This window comes from Duganella rivi (assembly GCF_009857435.1).
In the GTDB taxonomy this organism is placed as follows: Bacteria; Pseudomonadota; Gammaproteobacteria; order Burkholderiales; family Burkholderiaceae_D; genus Rugamonas; species Rugamonas rivi.
Window position 1 is genome coordinate 309,280 of the sequence record NZ_WWCK01000003.1, and the last position, 18,715, is coordinate 327,994.

The window sequence follows — 18,715 nt, forward strand, 5'->3', positions numbered from 1 at the left end:
GTCATCCCCGGTGGGGCCGCAGATTGTCGCCTGCGGCATTTGCACAACGGATTAACGCTTGGTGCCCGGGAACAGCCCATCCCACGCTTCCTTGATGGTGGCGGTGATGACCCCGGTGGCGTCCGGGTCGCCGCGCAGCAGCGCGCGCACGTAGTGCGCCGCTTGCTTGGCCGAGACATGCGGCGGCAGCGGCGGCACGTCCGGGTCGGTCACCATTTCCAGCACCACCGGAACCGGCGAGGCCAAGGCCTCCTCCCAAGCGGTGGCCACTTGATCCGGGTGGTCGACCCGCATGCCGCGCAGACCCAGCAGCTCCGCGTAGGCCGCATAAGGGAAAGGCGGCAGGTTTTGTGAGGCGCTGAGCTTGGCGTCGCCCTCGGTCGCGCGCTGCTCCCAGCTGACCATGTTCAGGTCGCCGTTGTTGAGCACCATGATGACGAGGCGCGGATCGCTCCATGAGCGCCAGGTGCCGGCTAGCGTGATCAGCGCGTTCACGCCAAGCATTTGCATGGCGCCGTCGCCCAGCAAGGCGACCACAGGGCGGCCGGGATGGACGCACTTCGCGGCTAGCGCGTACGGCACGGCGCAACCCATGGAGGCCAGCCCGCCGGACAGCGAGGCCGTCATGCCGCGCCGCAGCTTGAGGTCGCGCGCGTACCAGCTGGCGCACGAGCCGGAGTCGCAAGTCAGTATCACGTCGTCCGGCAGGCGTGGCGACAGCTCCCAGAACACGCGCTGCGGATTGAGTGGCTTGGCTTCGTTCATGGCGCGCGCCTCCAGCACGCGCCACCAATCGGCGACGTTGCTCTCGATGCGCTGGCGCCAGCTGGTGTCGGTGTTTTGCTCCAGCAGCGGCAGCAGCGCTTCCAGCGTGGCCGCACTGTCGCCGGTCAGGCAGACTTCCATCGGATAGCGCAGGTTGAGCATGCGGCCATCGATATCGATCTGCACGCCGCGCGCCTTGCCTTCCTTGGGCAGGAACTCGGCATAGGGGAAGGCGGAACCGACCATCAGCAGGGTGTCGCACTCGTTCATCAAGTCCCAGCTGGGCTTGGTGCCGAGCAGGCCGATGGCGCCGGTTACGTAGGGCAGGGCATCCGGCACGGCCGCCTTGCCGAGCAGCGCCTTCGCGATGCCGGCGCCGAGCCGTTCCGCCACGGCGATCAGCGCATCGGTCGCATGCAGCGCGCCAGCGCCGGCCAGGATGGCGACTTTCTTGCCGCTGTTGAGCACTGCGGCGGCGCGTTGCAGGTCGGACTGTGGCGGCACGCTTGCGCGGCCGGTATAGCCGATGCCGCTGTGAACCGTGCCATGTTCGCGCGGTGGCGTTTCAACCGCCTTCATGTCCTGCAGGTCGTTGGGCAGGATTACGCAGGTGACGGTGCGGCGCTCCATGGCGATGCGCATGGCGCGGTCAATCAGGTGGCGCACCTGCGCCGGCGTGGTGGCCATCTGGACGAAGTCGTGCGCGACGTCCTTGAACAGCGACAGCAAATCGACCTCCTGCTGGTAGTCGCCGCCAAGCGCCATGCGGCTTTGCTGGCCGACGATGGCGACCACCGGCTGGTGATCCATCTTGGCATCATACAAACCGTTGAGCAGATGGATCGCGCCTGGGCCGGATGTGGCCAGGCAGACGCCCACTTCGCCGCTGAACTTGGCATGGGCGCAGGCCATGAAAGCGGCCAGTTCCTCGTGGCGGGCCTGCACGAACTCGATGCCGGTATCGCCGTGGCCGAAGGCGCCGATGACGCCATTGATACCATCGCCGGGATAGCCGTAGATGCGCTGAACGCCCCACGCAGCCAGCCGTTTAAGTACAAAATCGCCGACGGTCGCCATAACGTACCTCGTTCAAATTGTTGAGGCCCGATTCTAGCGAGGAAGCCCACAGTTGCGCAGCGATAACGTGCGCACCTAAGGACTACGGCACCGTGACAAATGTCACTGCATAAGGTGACGTTTGTCTGATGGCGGGAGGAGTGCAGCGGCGTAGAATGCATTTCATCGGCAGCACACACGCCATACCTAAAACCTGAACCCCGTTTTAGTTGAGCAGCAAAAAATTCACTCAACCAACTTAAACGAGGTCTATCATGAACGCAGTCAAAAACTTCATCAACGACGAAGCCGGCATCACCGCCATCGAATACGCCCTGATGGCAGCAGCCATCGCCGCAGCGATCACCGCTGGCCTGGCCATCCTTGGCCCGAAAATCACCGCCTCGTTGACCTACATCTCCGGTTTGATCAAGTCGTCGTAATTCCGGCGCCAATCATCCTACCCATCGATCAAACTTAGGAGAACGACCATGAACGCAATCAAAAACTTCATCCGCGAAGAAGACGGCATCACCGCAATCGAATACGCCCTGATGGCAGCAGCCATCGCCGCAGCAATCACCGCTGGCCTGGCCATCCTCGGCCCGAAAATCACCGCCTCGCTGACCTACATCTCGGGCCTGATCAAGTCGTCGTAATTCACACAGCGCAAGCAAAAGCCGGAGCAAAATTGCTCCGGCTTTTTTATTTGTGCTCACAAAACATTGTGGTCTTAAGGCGACTTCCGCTTCCGCCCCAACTCGGACCTTCGCACTTATTATCGAAATCCCCAAAGAAGTAATCTATGCTTGAGACCGGGGCATATCCGAATGCAAATCAAGACTAACAGGACACGCGGACTCGCAGCCTTATTTATATGCGACGGAATAAGCACTTTGGTTCAAATCAGACGTTTTGTGAGAGAAGTGCTGCTTTTCGGTAAAGTACACATCTTCCAGTCGTCGCAAAGGCAATAGATCGCCGTCTAAAACATCGGTCTTCATGAACCGAAAGGTTTTCAGCTTCTTTAGACGCTCAACAAATGCAATCGTTTTTATCGGGCCGCAATCATGTAACTTCAACTCTTCAAGATTTCCGCAGTTCCCCAGTTGTTCGTAATCGGATATCTTCTTGCAGACGGAAACAATGAAAGAACGTAGATGCGGCAGATGCAATGGCCCCAGCGCCTCAAGCTTATTCATGTAATGCAGCTCAATTTTCCTTAATTTATCAAATCTGGAAACCCCGTCTAAACTGTGAATTGTCGACTGAACCAATTCAAGTTCCTGTAATGCGGGAAAGGCTGGAAAATCAGCAAGATCACCTGCAACAGATTTATACTTCGATAATCTCAACGATGTAATACCTGACTGATGCGCATTCCTTAGTAAGTTCTCTCTCCAATCCCCAGACAGCCTTCTAAGGGGCGGTAGCATCGAAAGATCGATTGCTCTAACTACGTGGTCAAGCGATAGCTCCTCCAGCTCTGGAAGAGCACTTAATCCCTCCATGTCTAAATCAGGAAGTCCCCGCAGAAGAAGTATCTTCAATCCCTTAAATTCGCTAAGCACCTTGAGTGATTCGATTGAACATCCATCACGAGATGAAAGACTTATACCGTCAGCATTCTGCTCAGCATAAGCTCGAAGAGACGCAATCTTGTCCGCAGGAAGGAATCGCATCACGCGATATCGCCCCCATTTTAAAATTTCAGGTTCACTCGTGTTTTCGTTCATTGATGCTTACTTTATCCTATCTGAACATGGCTGCTATTGGCCGTAAACAGCCCACCTAATTTACACGTAGCAGCCGTGTTTCCACGCAACCTCGGGCTACCCCTCCGACAAAGAACAACGGAATTTGTGCGAAGATTATAAGCAGAAGTGCCGCTGCAGAGCGAATAAACGATTCTTCGGTTGCGTAATATTGAAATGGAAGCCACATGATAAATAGCGCCAAGCCGCCAGAAATTGTTGTGACGCGCAACGCAGTTCGACCGAAAATGATGCCCATGAGAAGCGACGTCCCTGCCACGAAAACAAGAATCAATAGTGCCGAAAGCCACGGGGCCGTCTGAGCTGTACTGGCATTACTACCGAACATCGCAGCGAGTGCAATGAACAGAAAAGCGCTAATGGCGGCAATTACCTTCATGTGCAGACTTTCTTAAAATTCTTGCGAAACCGACCGGCCGCTTGTGGCCGGTTGCTGTCGAGTACAATAGCTAGGCCAACAGCTTATACACAAGCATAACTGGAATAGATGCTGCGGTAAGTCCTAAGGCATAGGCGCTCAAGGACAGGGATGTCTTGCGAGCCAGATAAAGCAATCGCCAACAATACGCTCCTATGCCGCCGCCAAGAAAGATAAATATCAAGGATACGAAACCAAGTATGAAGAAGCCTTGGAAATCCGACGGTCTTAGTGCCGAGTATGCCACCGCGACACCAAGGGCAACCGCTACTACACTGCTTGAACCATAGGTTTTCAACCTATTATTCAGGTCAGCTTGCCTTTCTTCCATATGCTTCCTTTGTTAATTTTTCGACTGGCCGTTTCTGGCCGGATTCGGCCTGCATGACCAGAATAGCATCTTGCCCACTTGCAAAGTTCACAATTTGTCACGAATGGGAGCCAGTCGCCCAAAGCCGCGTGCGCACTAGCACTATGCAGGGCGAGTTGACCGGCATTCGCGAACCGGGTCATGGGATCGGCAATAGCCGGCGTGCTGCGCTATACCAGCGGCCCTTCCTTCCGCGTTAATTGTCACGGTTAGGGTGAACTGATCACCCCATTCTCGCTTGTAGTAACTAATCCTAGGCCAGGGTGGAGGTGCGAAGTCAAGCGCGACACTTGCCATCGTGATTTCCTCTAGTCCGATTCGCGAGAGGTTCGCCAGCTTTTCAAGAAGACGGCGATAGTGCGTCAATATAGGGATGAATTCGGACGACGACGGAAGAATGGATAACGTCAGCAAATCAAGTATTACCGTGGTCCGACCACACTGCTCGGCCAGCGAACGTAGTTTTCCGATTGCCCAGTAGCCATCCAGATCGTTGTTCCGGCTATTGAATGAGCCGCACAAACCGATGGCAATATTCCTCAGGCGCGCCCCTCTAGGCATACATCAGTCCCATTCAATTAATTTAGTGCATTACGTCCAGACACTATGGCCGCTATTGGCCGTTAGCCGCAGTGGCCGGAATTCAAGTACGCATTTAGTTCCACAGCGTCCATTTGAGATACGGAGTCTTCAATCATTTCAAGTGCCAAAAAACCTTCACGGCTACGCACAAAGCTTGTTTCGATATGCGTCAGTTGCCGTTGCAAAATGCGTTCGCAATCTACAAGAATTTTAGCCTGCCAAGCTTTAGCTGTTTTCTCATTGTTCTTCATGCTCTTCTCGCGATGGTCTGCTGCTGGCCGGATGCCGCCGAAGATGATGAGCATATCATCATTGCTCAAGTGCAAAGTTCACGGTTTGTCACCGCGAGGCAGAGGCTGGCCGCAAGCTGCCGTTGATCTTATTTGCACAGTTTCGCGGGTTGCGGCAAGCGACGTTGTCGGATTGCCAGAACTGGCCCCGCCGAATGACTCACCAGTTTTAGGATTGCAGTGCATCCTGCAATTTCATGCGTAAAGCATCGCGTTCTGCTAGCGAAGGGATTTGGTCGTTGGCGGCGGTCGTCAGACGCGATACGTCCGCGCGGGGTATGGTCGCCATATCCGCGTAGACAACGAGGCTGCGAAAAGCGAAGTTATGAGCTGCGCACATCCAGATTTTGCTCCAGGTGCTTAGCCTTTGGAGTTTGCCTTGGACGCTTGCTCGTAATGAGTTTCTCGCAATTCAACAGGGCTTCGATGATGTCATCGGTTAGGCTGGAGGGATCCATTTTTGATCCTCGTTGGGGGGGTCTTGCTGCTTCGCAGCAACGTTGATAAATGCTCAAAATGACACCGGCCGCGCGAGGCGGCCGGTGTTGTTATTTTGCTGCTAAAGCGCGATTAATTGTCGCGGATATTCCACGCCCGGTTGATGCTCAGCGCGGCCAGCGAGCTCACCGCGCCCGACAGCAGGTACAAACCCGCATATGCCAGGCCGAAGTGCGAGGACACGCCCAAGGCCACCAGCGGCGCAAAGCCTGCGCCCACCAGCCATGCCACGTCCGAGGTCAACGCCGCGCCGGTGTAGCGGTATTTCTGCGGGAAGTTGGAGGTCACCGCGCCGGCGGCCTGGCCGTACGACAGGCCCAGCAGCGAGAAGCCGATCAGGATGAAGGCATCCTGGCCCATTTCGCCGCCGTCGATCAGGAACGGCACGAACAGGCTGAAGATACCGATCATGGTCGCCAGCGTGCCCAGCGTGCGGCGGCGGCCGACGCGATCAGCCACGTAGCCGGAGATGATGATGCCGATCGCCATCAGCGCCACGCCCACCATCTGCACCTGCAGGAACCCAGCCAGCGAACGCTGCGAGGTGAGGGTGATCCACGACAGCGGGAACACGGTCACGAGGTGGAACAGCGCGTAGCTGGCCAGTGCAGCCAGCGCGCCAATGATGACGTTGCGCGACTGCGAACTCATCAATTCACCAACCGGCACCGGATCGAGCTGATGCTCATCCAGCAGGTGCGAGTATTCATGCGTGGTCACCAGGCGCAGGCGGGCAAACAGCGCCACCACGTTGATGGCAAACGCCACGTAGAACGGGAAGCGCCAGCCCCAGTCGAGGAAGTCCAGCGAGCTTAGCGTCGAGAGCATGTAGGCAAACAGGCCGGCCGCGATGACGAAGCCGATCGGCGCGCCCAACTGCCCCAGCATGGCGTACCAGCCGCGCTTGTGCTCAGGCGCATTCAAGGCCAGCAGCGACGGCAAGCCGTCCCACGAACCGCCCTGCGCAATGCCTTGCCCAATTCGCAAGATGGACAGGATGACAATCGACCATGTCCCCAAACTGGCATAGTCCGGAAGGAAGGCGATGCCGGCCGTGGACACGCCCATAATCAGTAGCGCCAGGGTAAGTTTAGCTTCGCGGGTGAAATGGTGTTGGACTGCCATAAAAGCCACAGTTCCTATCGGACGGGCAATAAAGGCAAGCGCAAAAATGGCAAAAGCGTATAGTGTGCCGTCAAGCCTACTCTCGTACGGGAAGAACACCGACGGGAATACCAAGGCTGAGGCGATGGCGTAGACGAAGAAGTCGAAATATTCGGAAGCGCGCCCGATGACCACGCCAATCGCTATTTCCCCGGGAGAGATATGCCCATCCCTGGCATTGATGCTCCTAGCACCAGGGCTCGTTTGATGATGTTCGTGGACGCCAGCTGCTTGGACGTCACTAATAGAAGTCGTGTTAGCCATAGTCTCTTGTCTCGTGTTAGTTGTTATCACAAGGGCTGTCCAGGCGGGTAGGACAAAGTGTCCAATGGCAAGAACAGTCCTTAGTGAGTACAGTAGCATGTTCCCAATATTCTGTAACGTACATTACCGCATGATTCCTCCTATCGTTCGTCGTGGATTGCTCCTCGCACCGTTATTGTGGCTCGCTGGCTGCGATACGGTGGTGCTCAATCCTTCCGGGGATATCGCAGCGCAGCAGGCACACCTTGTCGTTGTGTCAACCTTGCTGATGCTGTTGATTATCGTACCTGTCATGTTCTTGATCTGTCTGTTCGCTTGGCGCTATAGAAAGTCAAATACCGCCGCCGAATACAAGCCAGACTGGGACCACTCCACCAAGCTGGAACTGCTGATCTGGGGCGCTCCGCTGCTGATCATCATCGTGCTGGGCCTGATCACCTGGATCTACACCCACTTGCTCGACCCTTACCGTCCGCTGAGCCGCATCGACGAAAACCGTCCGATCGCTGCCGGCGTCAAGCCGCTGGAAGTACAAGTGGTGTCGATGGACTGGAAATGGATGTTCATCTACCCAGAGCAGGGCATCGCTACCGTGAACGAACTGGTCACCCCGATCGACGTTCCAGTACGCTTCCACATGACCTCGACTTCGGTGATGAATGCGTTCTACATCCCTGCGCTGGCCGGTATGGTCTACACCATGCCTTCCATGGAAACGCAGCTGAACGCGGTAATGAACAAGGTAGGCGTGTATGACGGCTTCTCCGCTAACTACAGCGGCGCCGGCTTCTCCGACATGAAGTTCAAGTACCACGGCGTAACGCAAGCAGACTTCGACGCATGGGTCGCCAAGACCAAGGCCAGCACCACCGTGCTGAACCGCGCTGAATTCCTGTCGCTGGACAAGCCGACCATCAAGCACCCGATCATGCATTTCGGTACCGTGGAGAAGGGTATGTACGACCTGATCCTGAACCGTTGCGTGGCTGAAGGCTCGGTCTGCATGAACACCCAGATGCACCAGGATGCCACCCGCATCAAGGCAGCTGCAGCAGCCAAGAAACTGCCAGAAGACGTGTGCGAACCGACCACCACCGTCGCCGCTACTGCTCAACCTACCCGTAAAGAATGACCATGTCTGATCTGAACCTGACCAATCTGATCATTGGACGGCTGTCGCTGGAAGCAATTCCGTACCACGAGCCTATCCTGATCGGCACCTTCGCCATGGTGGCGATCGGCGGCCTCGCGCTGCTGGCTGCCATGTTCAAATTCCGCCTGTGGGGCCCGCTGTGGCGCGACTGGATCACCTCCATCGACCACAAGAAAATCGGCATCATGTACATGGTGCTCGGTATCATCATGCTGCTGCGCGGCTTTGCCGACGCGCTGATGATGCGTGCACAGCAGGCAATCGCCTTTGGCGATAACGCCGGCTTCCTGCCGCCGCACCACTACGACCAAGTGTTTACCGCCCACGGCACCATCATGATTTTCTTCGTGGCGATGCCTCTGGTAACCGGTCTGATGAACTACGTAGTGCCGCTGCAAATCGGCGCGCGCGACGTGTCGTTCCCGTTCCTGAATAACTTCTCGTTCTGGATGACCACCTTCGGCGCGATGCTGACCATGGTGTCGCTGTTCGTGGGTGAATTCGGTAAAACCGGCTGGCTGGCGTTCCCGCCGCTGTCGGGCATTGCTGCGTCGCCTGACGTCGGGGTCGACTACTACATCTGGTCATTGCAGGTAGCGGGTGTGGGTACGACACTTTCGGGCGTCAACCTGATCGCCACCATCGTTAAAATGCGCGCTCCTGGCATGTCGATGATGAAGATGCCAGTGTTCACCTGGACTGCCCTGTGCACCAATGCGCTGATCGTTGCAACCTTCCCGATCCTGACCATCACCCTGGCACTGCTGTCGCTCGACCGTATCGCCGGCTTCAACTTCTTCACCACCGAACTCGGTGGTAACCCGATGCTGTACGTGAACCTGATCTGGATCTGGGGCCACCCAGAGGTGTACATCCTGATCCTGCCAGTGTTTGGCGTGTTCTCGGAAATCGTTTCGACCTTCTCGGGCAAGCGTCTGTTCGGCTACACCTCGATGGTGTATGCAACCGTCGTGATTACCGTGCTGTCCTACCTGGTATGGCTGCACCACTTCTTCACCATGGGCTCCGGCGCGAGTGTGAACTCGTTCTTCGGCATCACCACCATGATTATCTCGATCCCAACCGGCGCGAAGATCTTCAACTGGCTGTTCACCATGTACAAAGGCCGCATTCGCTTCACCGTGCCGATGATGTGGACTGTAGGCTTCATGCTGACCTTCGTGATCGGTGGTATGACCGGCGTGATGCTGGCTGTGCCACCTGCTGACTTCGTGCTGCACAACTCGCTGTTCCTGATCGCTCACTTCCACAACGTGATTATCGGTGGTGTGGTGTTCGGCCTGTTCGCTGGTATCAACTACTGGTTCCCGAAAGCCTTCGGCTTCAAGCTGAACGAGTTCTGGGGCAAGGTATCGTTCTGGTGCTGGCTGGTGGGCTTCTGGGTTGCGTTCACCCCGCTGTACATCATGGGCTTCATGGGCGTTACCCGCCGCATGAACCACTTCGATGACCCATCGCTGCAGATCTACTTCATCATCGCTGCGCTGGGTGCTGTGATTATCGCTGGCGGTATCGGCGCCTTCATCCTGCAGATCTTCCTGAGCTGGAAAGACCGCGAGAAACTGCGCGACGTCACCGGCGACCCATGGGATGGCCGTACGCTGGAGTGGGCGACTTCGTCGCCACCGCCAGACTACAACTTCGCCTTCACCCCGGTGGTGCACGATAGCGATAGCTGGGCAGACATGAAGAAGAACGCTTACCAGCGTCCGCTGAAAGGCTTCGTGGACATCCACATGCCGAAGAACACCGGCGCCGGCTTCATCATCTCGGCTCTGTCGTTCGCCTTCGGCTTTGCCATGGTTTGGCAGATGTGGATTCCTGCCGCACTGTCGTTCCTGGTGATGGTGGGTGCGATCATCGTTCACACCTTTAACTACAAGCGCGACTACTACATCAAAGCCGATGAAGTAACTCGTACCGAAGACGCGCATACTCGTTTCCTGGAAAGCCATGTCTGAAATTAACGCAAACGGCGCCGTGAGCGCCGACCCAAGCGCGCGTTACTACGTGCGTGAACACCACCCAGAGAACGGCACCTTGCTGGGCTTCTGGATCTACCTGATGAGCGACTGCCTGCTGTTCGCCGGCCTGTTCGCTGCTTACGCCGTCCTTGGCCGCAGCTATGCTGGCGGTCCGTCGGGCGCGGAGCTGTTCGACCTCAGCCTGGTTGCCATCAATACCGGCTTCCTGCTGCTGTCGTCGATCACCTATGGCTTTGCCATGATCGCTTCGCAGCGCAAGAACCTGAAAGCCACCATCGCGTGGCTGCTGGTGACCGGCGTGTTCGGTCTGTGCTTCCTGTACCTCGAGGTGTACGAGTTCCTGCACCTGATCCACGAAGGCGCAGGCCCGCAGCGTAGCGCGTTCCTGAGCTCGTTTTTCGCGCTGGTCGGCACCCACGGTCTGCACGTGACCTTCGGTACCATCTGGCTGGTCACGCTGGTATTCCAGCTGAAAAAGCACGGCCTGACCCATGAGAACAACCGTCGCCTGATGTGCCTGTCGATGTTCTGGCACTTCCTGGACGTGATCTGGATCGGCGTCTTCACCTTTGTATACCTGATGGGAGTCCTGCCATGAGCGCACCACATAACCACGACCACCACGGCCACGGCCACGACGATCACGGTCATGGCGATGACGGCCACCACGGCAGCCTGAAGGACTACGCGATCGGTTTCATCCTGTCGGTAATCCTGACCGCGATTCCGTTCTGGCTGGTGATGACCCACCAGTTCGAAAAATCGAGCACCACCGCCATCGTTGTACTGGCGTTTGCTGCGATCCAGGTGCTGGTGCACATGGTCTACTTCCTGCACATGAACGGCAAGGCAGAAGGCGGCTGGTCGATGCTGGCTACCGTGTTCACCGTTGTGCTGTTGGTCATCGTGCTGGCTGGTTCGATCTGGGTCATGTACCACATGAACAAGAACATGATGCCTTCGATGGGCAATGATGCTCACAACATGCAAGACATGCAATGATGACGGGCGCGATTAAGCGCCAACGTCCCCGCGCCCTGCGCGTCATCCTGGCCCTCGTGGCCGGGGTGATGTTTGCAGGGTTTTTTGCTTTAGGGACGTGGCAAGTCTTCAGGTTGCAGTGGAAACTGGCGCTGATTGAGCGCGTGGACCAGCGCGTGCACGGCGCGCCAACGCCGGCGCCGGCCCGCGCGCAGTGGCCGCAGTTGAATGCAGAAGCGGACGACTATCGCCGCGTGCAGTTGAGCGGCGTGCTGCTCGACGGTTCGACCACGCAGGTATTGGCGTCGCTGGAACGCGGCATCGGCTACTGGGTGGTGACGCCGCTGTGCACCGCCGACGGCATCGTGATGATTAACCGTGGCTTTATCGAAGCGGGCCTCGGCGGCTGGAAGCCGCAGCCTGCACCGCCGGCTGCGTCGGCCGATGCGTGCGCGAATGCGCAAGGGCCAACCATCACGTTCAGCGGCTTGCTGCGCTTGAGCGAGAAAGCAGGGCGCTTGCGCGCCAACGAACCGGCTCGCAATTACTGGTACACGCGTGATGTGCAGGCGATTGCGCAGGCGCGCGGCCTGGCCAATGGCGCGGCGGTAGCGCCGTACTTCGTGGATGCCGATGCTGCGACCGCCAAGGCCGCCGGCCCGGTAGCGGGCGTTCAGCCGACCGGAGGCTTGACGGTTATTTCCTTCGTCAACAACCACTTGGTTTATGCTATCACCTGGTACGCATTGGCCCTGATGGTGGCCGCTGCGACGGTATGGGTCATCCGAGATGCGCGCAAACAAAAATCCTAATCCTTACGACAGAGGCAGGCCGGGCTTGCCGGTGGTGGAACCCTTGGCGTCGGTGAACGCCTCCGCCAACACCATCACCCACGCTGCGGGCCACAAGAACATGCAGCAGCTGATCCAGCTGCGCTGGATCGCGGTGGTGGGGCAGATCACCACCATCGCTACCGCGTCCATCCTGTTGGGCGTGCAGTTGCCGATGCCGGCCATGCTCAATGTGCTGGCCTGCCTGATCGCCTTCAACGTCGCTAGCATCTTGCGCTGGCAAGAAAATCAAGTTGTCTCTAATAGCGAACTGCTGCTGGCGTTGACGGTGGACGTGGCCAGTTTGACGGCGCAGCTTTATTTGAGTGGCGGTGCGACCAATCCGTTTGTATTCCTGTATCTGCTGCATGTAATTCTGGGCGCAGTGCTGTTGGAGACGTGGTCGACGTGGACTATCGTAATCGTCACCGGTGCTTGTATCGCCGGGCTGGCGCTGTTCTCGGAGCCGCTGCCGCTGCCGCAAGATCACGCGCTCGGCATCTTCAGCCTGTACGTACAGGGTATGCTGATTTGCTTCATCCTCGATGCGGCGCTGCTGGTTATCTTCATCACGCGGATTACGCAGAATATGCGCAGCAGTGCGGCCAAGCTGGCGGACTTGCACCAGCGCGCAGCGGAGGAGGAGCACATCGTGCGCATGGGTCTCTTGGCATCCGGTGCGGCGCATGAACTGGGCACGCCGCTGGCGACGCTGGCCGTCATCCTCGGCGACTGGAAGCACATGCCCGAATTCAAAGGCAACCCGGTGCTGCTGGAAGAAATCAGCGAAATGCAAACGCAGCTTCAGCGCTGCAAATCCATCGTCAGCGGAATTCTGCTATCGGCCGGCGAGACGCGCGGTGAATCGTCGGCGGCCACCACCATCAACACCTTCCTCGATGAAGTAGTGGCGGAATGGCGTGTCGGCCGCCCGGTGGCGGCGTTTGAATTTGAGAACAGTATCGCGCCTGATCACCCGGTAGTGTCCGACTCCACGCTCAAGCAAATGATCTGCAACGTGCTGGATAATGCGTTGGAGGCCTCGCCGGCATGGCTGCGCATGGAGACCAGCATCGAAGGCGATACGCTGGTGCTGCAAGTGACCGACAAGGGCGCAGGCTTCGATCCGTCTATACTGGCGCAGTTCGGCAAGCCATACAACTCCAGCAAAGGACGGCCGGGCGGAGGTCTCGGGCTATTCCTGGTAGTGAACGTGGCGCGCACGCTGGGCGGAGAAGTGACTGCGACGAATCTGTCGCAGGGTGGGGCGATGGTACGCTTAACGCTGCCGTTGGCCGCCATAGAAATTAAATCGGAACAACAATGACAACAGAAGAACGCGTACTGCTGCTGGTGGAAGATGATGCGGCGTTTTCCCGTACTTTAGGGCGCTCTTTCGAGCGTCGCGGCTACAAGGTGCTGCAGGCGGAAAACGTGGATGAGGCGAGTGCGCTACTGGTCGATCACTCGCCTGGTTACGCGGTGGTGGACTTGAAATTGAAAGGCAACTCGTCTGGACTGGCCTGCGTGCAGATGCTGCACGAGCATGACCCGGATATGCTGATCGTGGTGCTGACCGGCTTCGCCAGCATTAATACGGCGGTGGAGGCGATCAAGCTGGGTGCATGCCAGTATCTCGCCAAGCCGTCGAACACCGATGATATCGAAGCCGCGTTTGAACACGTGGCCGGCGTGGCGGAACTGGAGCTGACCACGCGCGCAACCTCCGTCAAAACGTTGGAGTGGGAGCACATCCACGCTGTGCTGGCGGAGACTGACTTCAACATCTCGGAAGCCGCGCGCCGCTTGGGCATGCACCGCCGCACCTTGGCGCGCAAATTGGAAAAGCAGCGAGTCAAATGAGCCAGCAAGCATCCCTGTTCGATTTCGAACCGCCGCCGAAAAATACTGACCGGCTGTTCTTTGCCGTTATGCCGGATCAAAACGCAATCGCCTCCATTCGTGCCGTGGCTGCGGAGCTCAAGGCGCAGCATGGCATGACAGGCCGGCTTATCGACGAGGCCAAACTGCACGCGACCTTGTGCGTGCTGGGCGACTTTCCCGGCATGCCGGATGCGCTGATCAAGAGCGCATCCAAAGCCGCAGCGCTGGTGGCTGATAGCACGCTGCCGTTCAAGGCAGGTTTCGACACTGCGCAGACCTTCATCACCGGCCCGCGCCATCGTCCGCTGGTGTTGACTGGTAGCGAAGGCATTGTCGGTCTCACTGGCTTCTATAAAAACCTCTCCGGTGCGCTGCTGAAAACCAGCGGCTTGCGCAACCAGACTAGCTACACGCCGCATGTGACGATGCTTTATGACGACATCGCCGCGGCGCCGCAGAGCGTGGCGCCGGTCGAGTGGACGGTGCGTGAATTCGTGCTTCTGCACAGCCACATCGGCCAAGGCCGGCCGTACAACATCCTTGCTCGCTGGGCGTTCTGAAATATGTTAGTTTAGATGCTGTCGATTTCTATCGGGGGCATCATGCTAATCAGGCGTTGTGCAGTGCTGTTTTTGGAACCGCGCGAAGACCTTGATGTTGATTGGGCCGCGCTGTTTTCCGGTCAAGGCGCGATAGGCGCCAAGTTGGAATGGATCGCTTTGGCGCCGCACATCGGCGATGAGATCATCGTTACTGCTGCCGAACTGCCGGCACTTGGCGGCATCAGCCTCACCTTGTGGCAGGAACGCGCGGCTATCGAATCGCAATTCGGTGCAGCGGTTGTGGCGCATTTGCTGGAGCTGGGCCTGCTGCTTAGCGATGCGCCTGAAGGTGCGGCCTTGCGCGAGCGTGATGAGGTACTGCGATCACAGCACTGGCGGCCGTTGTCCGCCACCGTCCATATGTACAGCCGCTGGGCCGATATGCGGGTCGACAAAGGCATGCAGTTCCCGAGCTTTGAAGAACTGGTCGACAACTACGGCACGCCGCCTGGCCCAACCATCAATCGCCGCAGCGATGGCGTTAATGTCCAACTGCCGCCGCCCGAACGCGCTCGGCTCGACGACACGCTATTCCAGCGCTACACCGGCCGCAACTTCGACCAAAGTGCCGTGCTGCCATTGGCCACCGTATCGCGTCTGCTGCAACGCGCCTTCGGCGCGCAAGGCGAACGCGAAATGGCGCCGGATGCCTTCGTGTTGAAAAAACTCAGTCCCTCGGCAGGCGGCTTGCATCCGACAGAAGTCTACGTGCTGGCGCAGCGCGTTGAGGGTATTTCGCCCGGCCTGTATCACTATCAACCGACACGCCACGCGCTTGAGCCGCTGGCGGAGATGGCGCCAGCAGAAACCGAAGAGCTGGCGTTGCGCATGGTGGCCGATCAAGACTGGTTCCAACCGGCGCCGATGCTGGTGGTGCTAGTCACGCGCGTCGAGCGCAACTTCTGGAAATACCGCAATCACGCCAAGGCTTACCGCGCGGTGCTGCTGGATGTCGGCCACCTGTCGCAAAACTTCTACCTGCTGGCAACGGAGGCGGGGATGCCGGCCTTCGTCACCGCCGCGGTGAACGAAATCGACATCGAACGCGCCCTGGGCCTCGATCCGCTGAAAGACATGGTAGTAGCCGTCTGCGGCTGCGGCCCCGCCTCCGGCGCCCAAAACACCGTCGAAATGCGTTACGAACCCTAACCCTCAGCGACTACCGTCGTTCCCGCGAAAGCGGGAACCCATACACAGCGTGCAGCACCACATTAGCGCCTATTTTGCTGGTTCAATTTCAAGGGCTGCTCGAGGTCGCAGGGGCCAGTAGCGCAAACACCCCACAAGCCGTTGCACGCCGACGTATTCGGCGCTGGTGAACTCAAACGTTGGGCTGCATGATGGAACTTTCCGAGTACTTTGAAGAATTTGCGCGACGCTTGAATCTGGACACCGGAGCCGGGTTTCCAGCCAATGTGGCTGCCGAAATCGCTGCCGCTCATTCGATCGGTTTGGAATTGGATCAACTGCAAAAATTTCTCGCTCGACGCACTGAGATTACGAGCGTTGCGGTTGCCCTGAAAGGGAATACCCTTTCAGTTGAAAAAATTGAGCGAATTCTTTCTGCTCGCCGCAATGGGGCTATCTATCCCAAGGAAGTCTTGGCTGCGGCATTCACGGAGGACGAAATCCATGAAAAATCTATGCTGTGACCACCTTGCCCAACAATACATTCAACGTGGACACGCTAACGCGCGCCGGTTAATTTAAGTACGTTGGGAGTGAAATGCTTCGCCTGCTTATTGGATTGATCCTTGTCGCGTCAATTCAGTGGACGGCTTCGCCACCACTCGATGATCAACAAAAACGAGGGGCCGATTAAGTGGGCAATGCTCATGGTTGAGTTCGATGATGCGCGTGAGCGTCATCCTCCATGATTTGCCTTGCACCCCACGCCTGTGCTAAATTGATATAACTTATTGATAACGTTATCAAGGAGAGTGAAATTGATTTACTGGCTGGCTGCGCTTGCCTGCGGTTATGGCATTGGAACGTTTATGCGTCCTGGCTGGATTCCTTACGCGCTCTGCATCCCGGCCAGCGCGCTTATCTACTTCCTGTTCGACCTCTCCTCGACGATGACCACCGGGAACAAGGAGTTTTCCTCAATAGGCACCTACGCCGCCGCGACCATCATGCAGTCGCTCGGCGCCATGCTGGGCGTGTACCTCGCGCATCGAAAAGCCAAGGGCAAGTCGTTCAAGGCATGACGTCTGCACCTGATGGGATCGTCGTTCGTCACGCCTCGCGTGAGGATATTCCGGCTATGCACAGGGTGCGCAAGGCGGTGCGGGAAAATCGGCTCAGCGCCAATACCAAAATTACAGAAGAGACTTACATCCCGTACCTCGAAACCATCGGCCGTGGCTGGGTGTTGGAGGAAGAGGGCGTGATCGTTGCCTTTGCTGTCGGCGAGCACGAGACCGGTAATATTTGGGCGCTGTTCGTGCATGAAGATCACGAGGGCAAGGGCTACGGCAGGATGGTGCAAGAGCCGATGGTGAGGTGGCTGTTTGACCAAGGATTGGCACGTATCCATCTCACCACCGGCGCCGGCACGCGGGCGGAAGGGTTTTATCAAGCCACCGGCTGGACTTACATCGGAATCGACGCCCATGGTGACGCCGCCTACGAGCGATATCAATAGTCGGCGCATGAAAATCGGCTGGTGTTTTGTCTTTTGTCATATGCCAGTCTGCATATGAATGCAGACTGGGCAGATGTCCGATACCGCCCAGCCCGCTCGCTACGATCTGCCTTGGAAAGCCGCTTTAGCGCATGCTTTTCGTTCCTTCATGGAGTTCTATTTCCCCGATTTCAGCGCCAGCATCGACTGGAAGCGGCGGCCACGCTGTCGTGACAAGGAACTTGCCGAGTTTGGCATTGGCGCTGCGGCGAACGTCATGGTGGCCGATAAGCTGTTCGAGGTCTGCATGCGTAACGGCCACGCGCAACAAGTATTGATTCACATTGAAATTCAGGCGCAGCGTGATGCGGCACTGGCGCGGCGGGTACATGACTACAACTACCGGATTGGCAAAGCGCATGGCTGGCCGGTGCTGAGTTTCGTCGTCTTAGCCGATACTGATCCCCGCTGGCGGCCCAGCCGCTTTCGTCAGCAATTTCGAGGTGTGGGAAGGATATTCTCTTTTAATACGGCGAAGCTGCTTGACTATCGCGCTGACCCCGACGCACTGGCGGCCTCGCATAATCCGATTGCTTGGGTCACGCTGGTTCATTTGTGTGCGCAGCAGGCTCATCGTGATCCACCCACACTCTTTGCCGATAAGCTGCGTTTAACGAGGGTACTGTTCCAGCATCGCTGGAGTGGTAGGCGCATAATGGTGTTATTCAACGTGATCAACTGGATGATGGTTTTGCCTGAGCCGCATCAACGCCGTTACTGGCAGGTCGTTCTCAAGTTTGGAAAGGAGCACGACATGAAATTACTCAATCCATTGGAACAAATGTTCCTTAACGATGGCGTGCAAATAGGCCTGAAGCAAGGTCGGCAAGAGGGCAAGCAGGAGGGCAAACAAGAGGGGCTGACACAAGGGCGCAAAGAGGGCGCTGCCATGCTGCTGGAACGGCAGCTGGCACAACGCTTCGGGCCATTACCGCAAACTACCCGAAAGCGGTTGGCGAGGGCGACGGAGTCGCAAATAGAAGCATGGAGCGACGCACTCGCATCGGCTGAATCGCTGAAGCAGGTTTTTGCGTCCTCACAATAAAAAAAGCCCGGCCCAATCGGGACCGGGCATCGCTGGCGGGGAAGGCGCGCTTAGCGTTGGCCCGACAGGAAGAAAGGAACGGCGCCGGCGGCGCTTTCCACTTTGCCCTTGATGGCGTGGCGGCCGGCGGCAATCACTTCTTTGGCCGGCAGGCTGCGCGTGGATGGGATCTGGCTGGCATCGAGCTTGATGCCCAGGCCGCCCAGCGCCAACTGCGGGTCTTTCAGGAAACTTTGGCGGAAGCTGTCATCACCGGACAGCTTGGACAGCAGCAGGTCGAGATCTTGTGGGGAATACGTGGCCATGTCTTACCCTTTCATGTGGAGGAGTTCGGTGCGTGTTGGGG

21 protein-coding genes are annotated in these 18,715 nt (G+C 57.6%); 15 read left to right on the forward strand and 6 right to left on the reverse strand.

Going from position 1 to position 18,715, the window contains the following annotated elements:
- Positions 1 to 51: 51 nt before the first annotated feature.
- Positions 52 to 1,842, reverse strand: coding sequence for a thiamine pyrophosphate-requiring protein (locus tag GTP45_RS10000; protein ID WP_161013727.1), 1,791 nt, complete (start codon positions 1,840 to 1,842; stop codon positions 52 to 54).
- Between the two features lie 254 nt (positions 1,843 to 2,096).
- Here GTP45_RS10000 and GTP45_RS10005 point away from each other — a divergent pair, with 254 nt between their 5' ends.
- Both GTP45_RS10005 and GTP45_RS10010 read left to right on the forward strand, forming a co-directional pair.
- Entirely contained in the window at positions 2,097 to 2,264 is a 168-nt protein-coding gene (locus GTP45_RS10005) for a Flp family type IVb pilin (protein WP_092269705.1), read from the forward strand.
- Between the two features lie 48 nt (positions 2,265 to 2,312).
- Positions 2,313 to 2,480, forward strand: a complete 168-nt coding sequence (locus GTP45_RS10010; RefSeq protein ID WP_161013728.1) for a Flp family type IVb pilin — start codon at positions 2,313 to 2,315, stop codon at positions 2,478 to 2,480.
- 210 nt (positions 2,481 to 2,690) lie between these two features.
- Here the strand turns inward: GTP45_RS10010 and GTP45_RS10015 are convergent, their stop codons facing one another.
- The 4 genes from GTP45_RS10015 to GTP45_RS10030 all read right to left on the reverse strand — a co-directional run bounded on the left by GTP45_RS10015 (position 2,691) and on the right by GTP45_RS10030 (position 7,182).
- Complete coding sequence (locus GTP45_RS10015; RefSeq protein ID WP_161013729.1) at positions 2,691 to 3,557, reverse strand: leucine-rich repeat domain-containing protein; 867 nt, start codon at positions 3,555 to 3,557, stop codon at positions 2,691 to 2,693.
- 55 nt (positions 3,558 to 3,612) lie between these two features.
- Complete coding sequence (locus tag GTP45_RS10020) at positions 3,613 to 3,975, reverse strand: hypothetical protein (RefSeq protein ID WP_161013730.1); 363 nt, start codon at positions 3,973 to 3,975, stop codon at positions 3,613 to 3,615.
- Between the two features lie 1,032 nt (positions 3,976 to 5,007).
- Complete coding sequence (locus GTP45_RS10025) at positions 5,008 to 5,271, reverse strand: hypothetical protein (protein ID WP_161013731.1); 264 nt, start codon at positions 5,269 to 5,271, stop codon at positions 5,008 to 5,010.
- A 555-nt stretch (positions 5,272 to 5,826) separates the two neighbouring features.
- Entirely contained in the window at positions 5,827 to 7,182 is a 1,356-nt protein-coding gene (locus tag GTP45_RS10030) for an MFS transporter (protein WP_161013732.1), read from the reverse strand.
- A gap of 130 nt (positions 7,183 to 7,312) precedes the next feature.
- Between GTP45_RS10030 and cyoA the strand changes: the two genes are divergently transcribed.
- The 13 genes from cyoA (at position 7,313) to GTP45_RS10095 (ending at position 18,369) form a co-directional block, all read left to right on the forward strand.
- A complete protein-coding gene (gene cyoA, locus GTP45_RS10035) occupies positions 7,313 to 8,314 on the forward strand; it encodes a ubiquinol oxidase subunit II (protein WP_161013733.1) in 1,002 nt (333 codons plus the stop codon).
- A gap of 2 nt (positions 8,315 to 8,316) precedes the next feature.
- Entirely contained in the window at positions 8,317 to 10,317 is a 2,001-nt protein-coding gene (gene cyoB / locus GTP45_RS10040; protein WP_161013734.1) for a cytochrome o ubiquinol oxidase subunit I, read from the forward strand.
- Positions 10,310 to 10,939, forward strand: coding sequence for a cytochrome o ubiquinol oxidase subunit III (cyoC, locus tag GTP45_RS10045; RefSeq protein ID WP_161013735.1), 630 nt, complete (start codon positions 10,310 to 10,312; stop codon positions 10,937 to 10,939). Before cyoB ends, cyoC begins: the two co-directional genes overlap by 8 nt.
- Positions 10,936 to 11,343, forward strand: a complete 408-nt coding sequence (gene cyoD, locus GTP45_RS10050) for a cytochrome o ubiquinol oxidase subunit IV (RefSeq protein WP_161013736.1) — start codon at positions 10,936 to 10,938, stop codon at positions 11,341 to 11,343. The genes cyoC and cyoD overlap by 4 nt, the downstream gene beginning before the upstream one ends.
- Positions 11,340 to 12,134, forward strand: a complete 795-nt coding sequence (locus GTP45_RS10055) for an SURF1 family protein (RefSeq protein WP_161013737.1) — start codon at positions 11,340 to 11,342, stop codon at positions 12,132 to 12,134. The genes cyoD and GTP45_RS10055 overlap by 4 nt, the downstream gene beginning before the upstream one ends.
- Positions 12,112 to 13,479, forward strand: coding sequence for an ATP-binding protein (locus tag GTP45_RS10060; RefSeq protein ID WP_161013738.1), 1,368 nt, complete (start codon positions 12,112 to 12,114; stop codon positions 13,477 to 13,479). The genes GTP45_RS10055 and GTP45_RS10060 overlap by 23 nt, the downstream gene beginning before the upstream one ends.
- Complete coding sequence (locus tag GTP45_RS10065; RefSeq protein WP_161013739.1) at positions 13,476 to 14,015, forward strand: response regulator transcription factor; 540 nt, start codon at positions 13,476 to 13,478, stop codon at positions 14,013 to 14,015. Before GTP45_RS10060 ends, GTP45_RS10065 begins: the two co-directional genes overlap by 4 nt.
- Positions 14,012 to 14,596: a 2'-5' RNA ligase family protein gene (locus tag GTP45_RS10070; protein WP_161013740.1), complete on the forward strand. Its 585-nt coding sequence runs from the start codon at positions 14,012 to 14,014 to the stop codon at positions 14,594 to 14,596. Before GTP45_RS10065 ends, GTP45_RS10070 begins: the two co-directional genes overlap by 4 nt.
- 42 nt (positions 14,597 to 14,638) lie before the next feature.
- On the forward strand, positions 14,639 to 15,787 hold the full coding sequence (locus GTP45_RS10075) for a putative peptide maturation dehydrogenase (protein ID WP_161013741.1): 1,149 nt from the start codon (positions 14,639 to 14,641) through the stop codon (positions 15,785 to 15,787).
- A gap of 188 nt (positions 15,788 to 15,975) precedes the next feature.
- Positions 15,976 to 16,290 (forward strand): hypothetical protein, encoded by a 315-nt coding sequence (locus GTP45_RS10080; RefSeq protein ID WP_161013742.1) that lies wholly within the window; start codon positions 15,976 to 15,978, stop codon positions 16,288 to 16,290.
- 345 nt (positions 16,291 to 16,635) lie between these two features.
- The gene (locus GTP45_RS10085; RefSeq protein WP_161013743.1) at positions 16,636 to 16,848 is read left to right on the forward strand and encodes a hypothetical protein; all 213 of its coding nucleotides are present in this window, start codon (positions 16,636 to 16,638) and stop codon (positions 16,846 to 16,848) included.
- The gene (locus GTP45_RS10090) at positions 16,845 to 17,285 is read left to right on the forward strand and encodes a GNAT family N-acetyltransferase (protein ID WP_161013744.1); all 441 of its coding nucleotides are present in this window, start codon (positions 16,845 to 16,847) and stop codon (positions 17,283 to 17,285) included. The genes GTP45_RS10085 and GTP45_RS10090 overlap by 4 nt, the downstream gene beginning before the upstream one ends.
- 73 nt (positions 17,286 to 17,358) lie before the next feature.
- A complete protein-coding gene (locus GTP45_RS10095; RefSeq protein WP_161013745.1) occupies positions 17,359 to 18,369 on the forward strand; it encodes a DUF4351 domain-containing protein in 1,011 nt (336 codons plus the stop codon).
- Positions 18,370 to 18,419: 50 nt separating this feature from the next.
- Here GTP45_RS10095 and GTP45_RS10100 read toward each other — a convergent pair whose 3' ends face one another.
- Positions 18,420 to 18,674, reverse strand: coding sequence for an NHLP-related RiPP peptide (locus GTP45_RS10100; protein WP_161013746.1), 255 nt, complete (start codon positions 18,672 to 18,674; stop codon positions 18,420 to 18,422).
- Positions 18,675 to 18,715: the final 41 nt, after the last annotated feature.

Excerpts from the sequence above, each read along its gene's own strand:
- GTP45_RS10065 (WP_161013739.1), top strand. The coding sequence starts at position 13,476 with ATGACAACAGAAGAACGCGTACTGCTGCTGGTGGAAGATGATGCGGCG.
- GTP45_RS10090 (WP_161013744.1), top strand. The coding sequence starts at position 16,845 with ATGACGTCTGCACCTGATGGGATCGTCGTTCGTCACGCCTCGCGTGAG.
- GTP45_RS10025 (WP_161013731.1), bottom strand. The coding sequence starts at position 5,271 with ATGCTCATCATCTTCGGCGGCATCCGGCCAGCAGCAGACCATCGCGAG.
- GTP45_RS10020 (WP_161013730.1), bottom strand. The coding sequence starts at position 3,975 with ATGAAGGTAATTGCCGCCATTAGCGCTTTTCTGTTCATTGCACTCGCT.
- GTP45_RS10070 (WP_161013740.1), top strand. The coding sequence starts at position 14,012 with ATGAGCCAGCAAGCATCCCTGTTCGATTTCGAACCGCCGCCGAAAAAT.
- cyoA (WP_161013733.1), top strand. The coding sequence starts at position 7,313 with ATGATTCCTCCTATCGTTCGTCGTGGATTGCTCCTCGCACCGTTATTG.
- GTP45_RS10100 (WP_161013746.1), bottom strand. The coding sequence starts at position 18,674 with ATGGCCACGTATTCCCCACAAGATCTCGACCTGCTGCTGTCCAAGCTG.
- GTP45_RS10015 (WP_161013729.1), bottom strand. The coding sequence starts at position 3,557 with ATGAACGAAAACACGAGTGAACCTGAAATTTTAAAATGGGGGCGATAT.
- GTP45_RS10005 (WP_092269705.1), top strand. The coding sequence starts at position 2,097 with ATGAACGCAGTCAAAAACTTCATCAACGACGAAGCCGGCATCACCGCC.
- cyoD (WP_161013736.1), top strand. The coding sequence starts at position 10,936 with ATGAGCGCACCACATAACCACGACCACCACGGCCACGGCCACGACGAT.
- GTP45_RS10075 (WP_161013741.1), top strand. The coding sequence starts at position 14,639 with ATGCTAATCAGGCGTTGTGCAGTGCTGTTTTTGGAACCGCGCGAAGAC.
- cyoB (WP_161013734.1), top strand. The coding sequence starts at position 8,317 with ATGTCTGATCTGAACCTGACCAATCTGATCATTGGACGGCTGTCGCTG.
- GTP45_RS10085 (WP_161013743.1), top strand. The coding sequence starts at position 16,636 with ATGCGTCCTGGCTGGATTCCTTACGCGCTCTGCATCCCGGCCAGCGCG.
- GTP45_RS10010 (WP_161013728.1), top strand. The coding sequence starts at position 2,313 with ATGAACGCAATCAAAAACTTCATCCGCGAAGAAGACGGCATCACCGCA.
- GTP45_RS10095 (WP_161013745.1), top strand. The coding sequence starts at position 17,359 with ATGTCCGATACCGCCCAGCCCGCTCGCTACGATCTGCCTTGGAAAGCC.
- cyoC (WP_161013735.1), top strand. The coding sequence starts at position 10,310 with ATGTCTGAAATTAACGCAAACGGCGCCGTGAGCGCCGACCCAAGCGCG.
- GTP45_RS10000 (WP_161013727.1), bottom strand. The coding sequence starts at position 1,842 with ATGGCGACCGTCGGCGATTTTGTACTTAAACGGCTGGCTGCGTGGGGC.
- GTP45_RS10080 (WP_161013742.1), top strand. The coding sequence starts at position 15,976 with ATGATGGAACTTTCCGAGTACTTTGAAGAATTTGCGCGACGCTTGAAT.
- GTP45_RS10060 (WP_161013738.1), top strand. The coding sequence starts at position 12,112 with ATGCGCGCAAACAAAAATCCTAATCCTTACGACAGAGGCAGGCCGGGC.
- GTP45_RS10055 (WP_161013737.1), top strand. The coding sequence starts at position 11,340 with ATGATGACGGGCGCGATTAAGCGCCAACGTCCCCGCGCCCTGCGCGTC.
- GTP45_RS10030 (WP_161013732.1), bottom strand. The coding sequence starts at position 7,182 with ATGGCTAACACGACTTCTATTAGTGACGTCCAAGCAGCTGGCGTCCAC.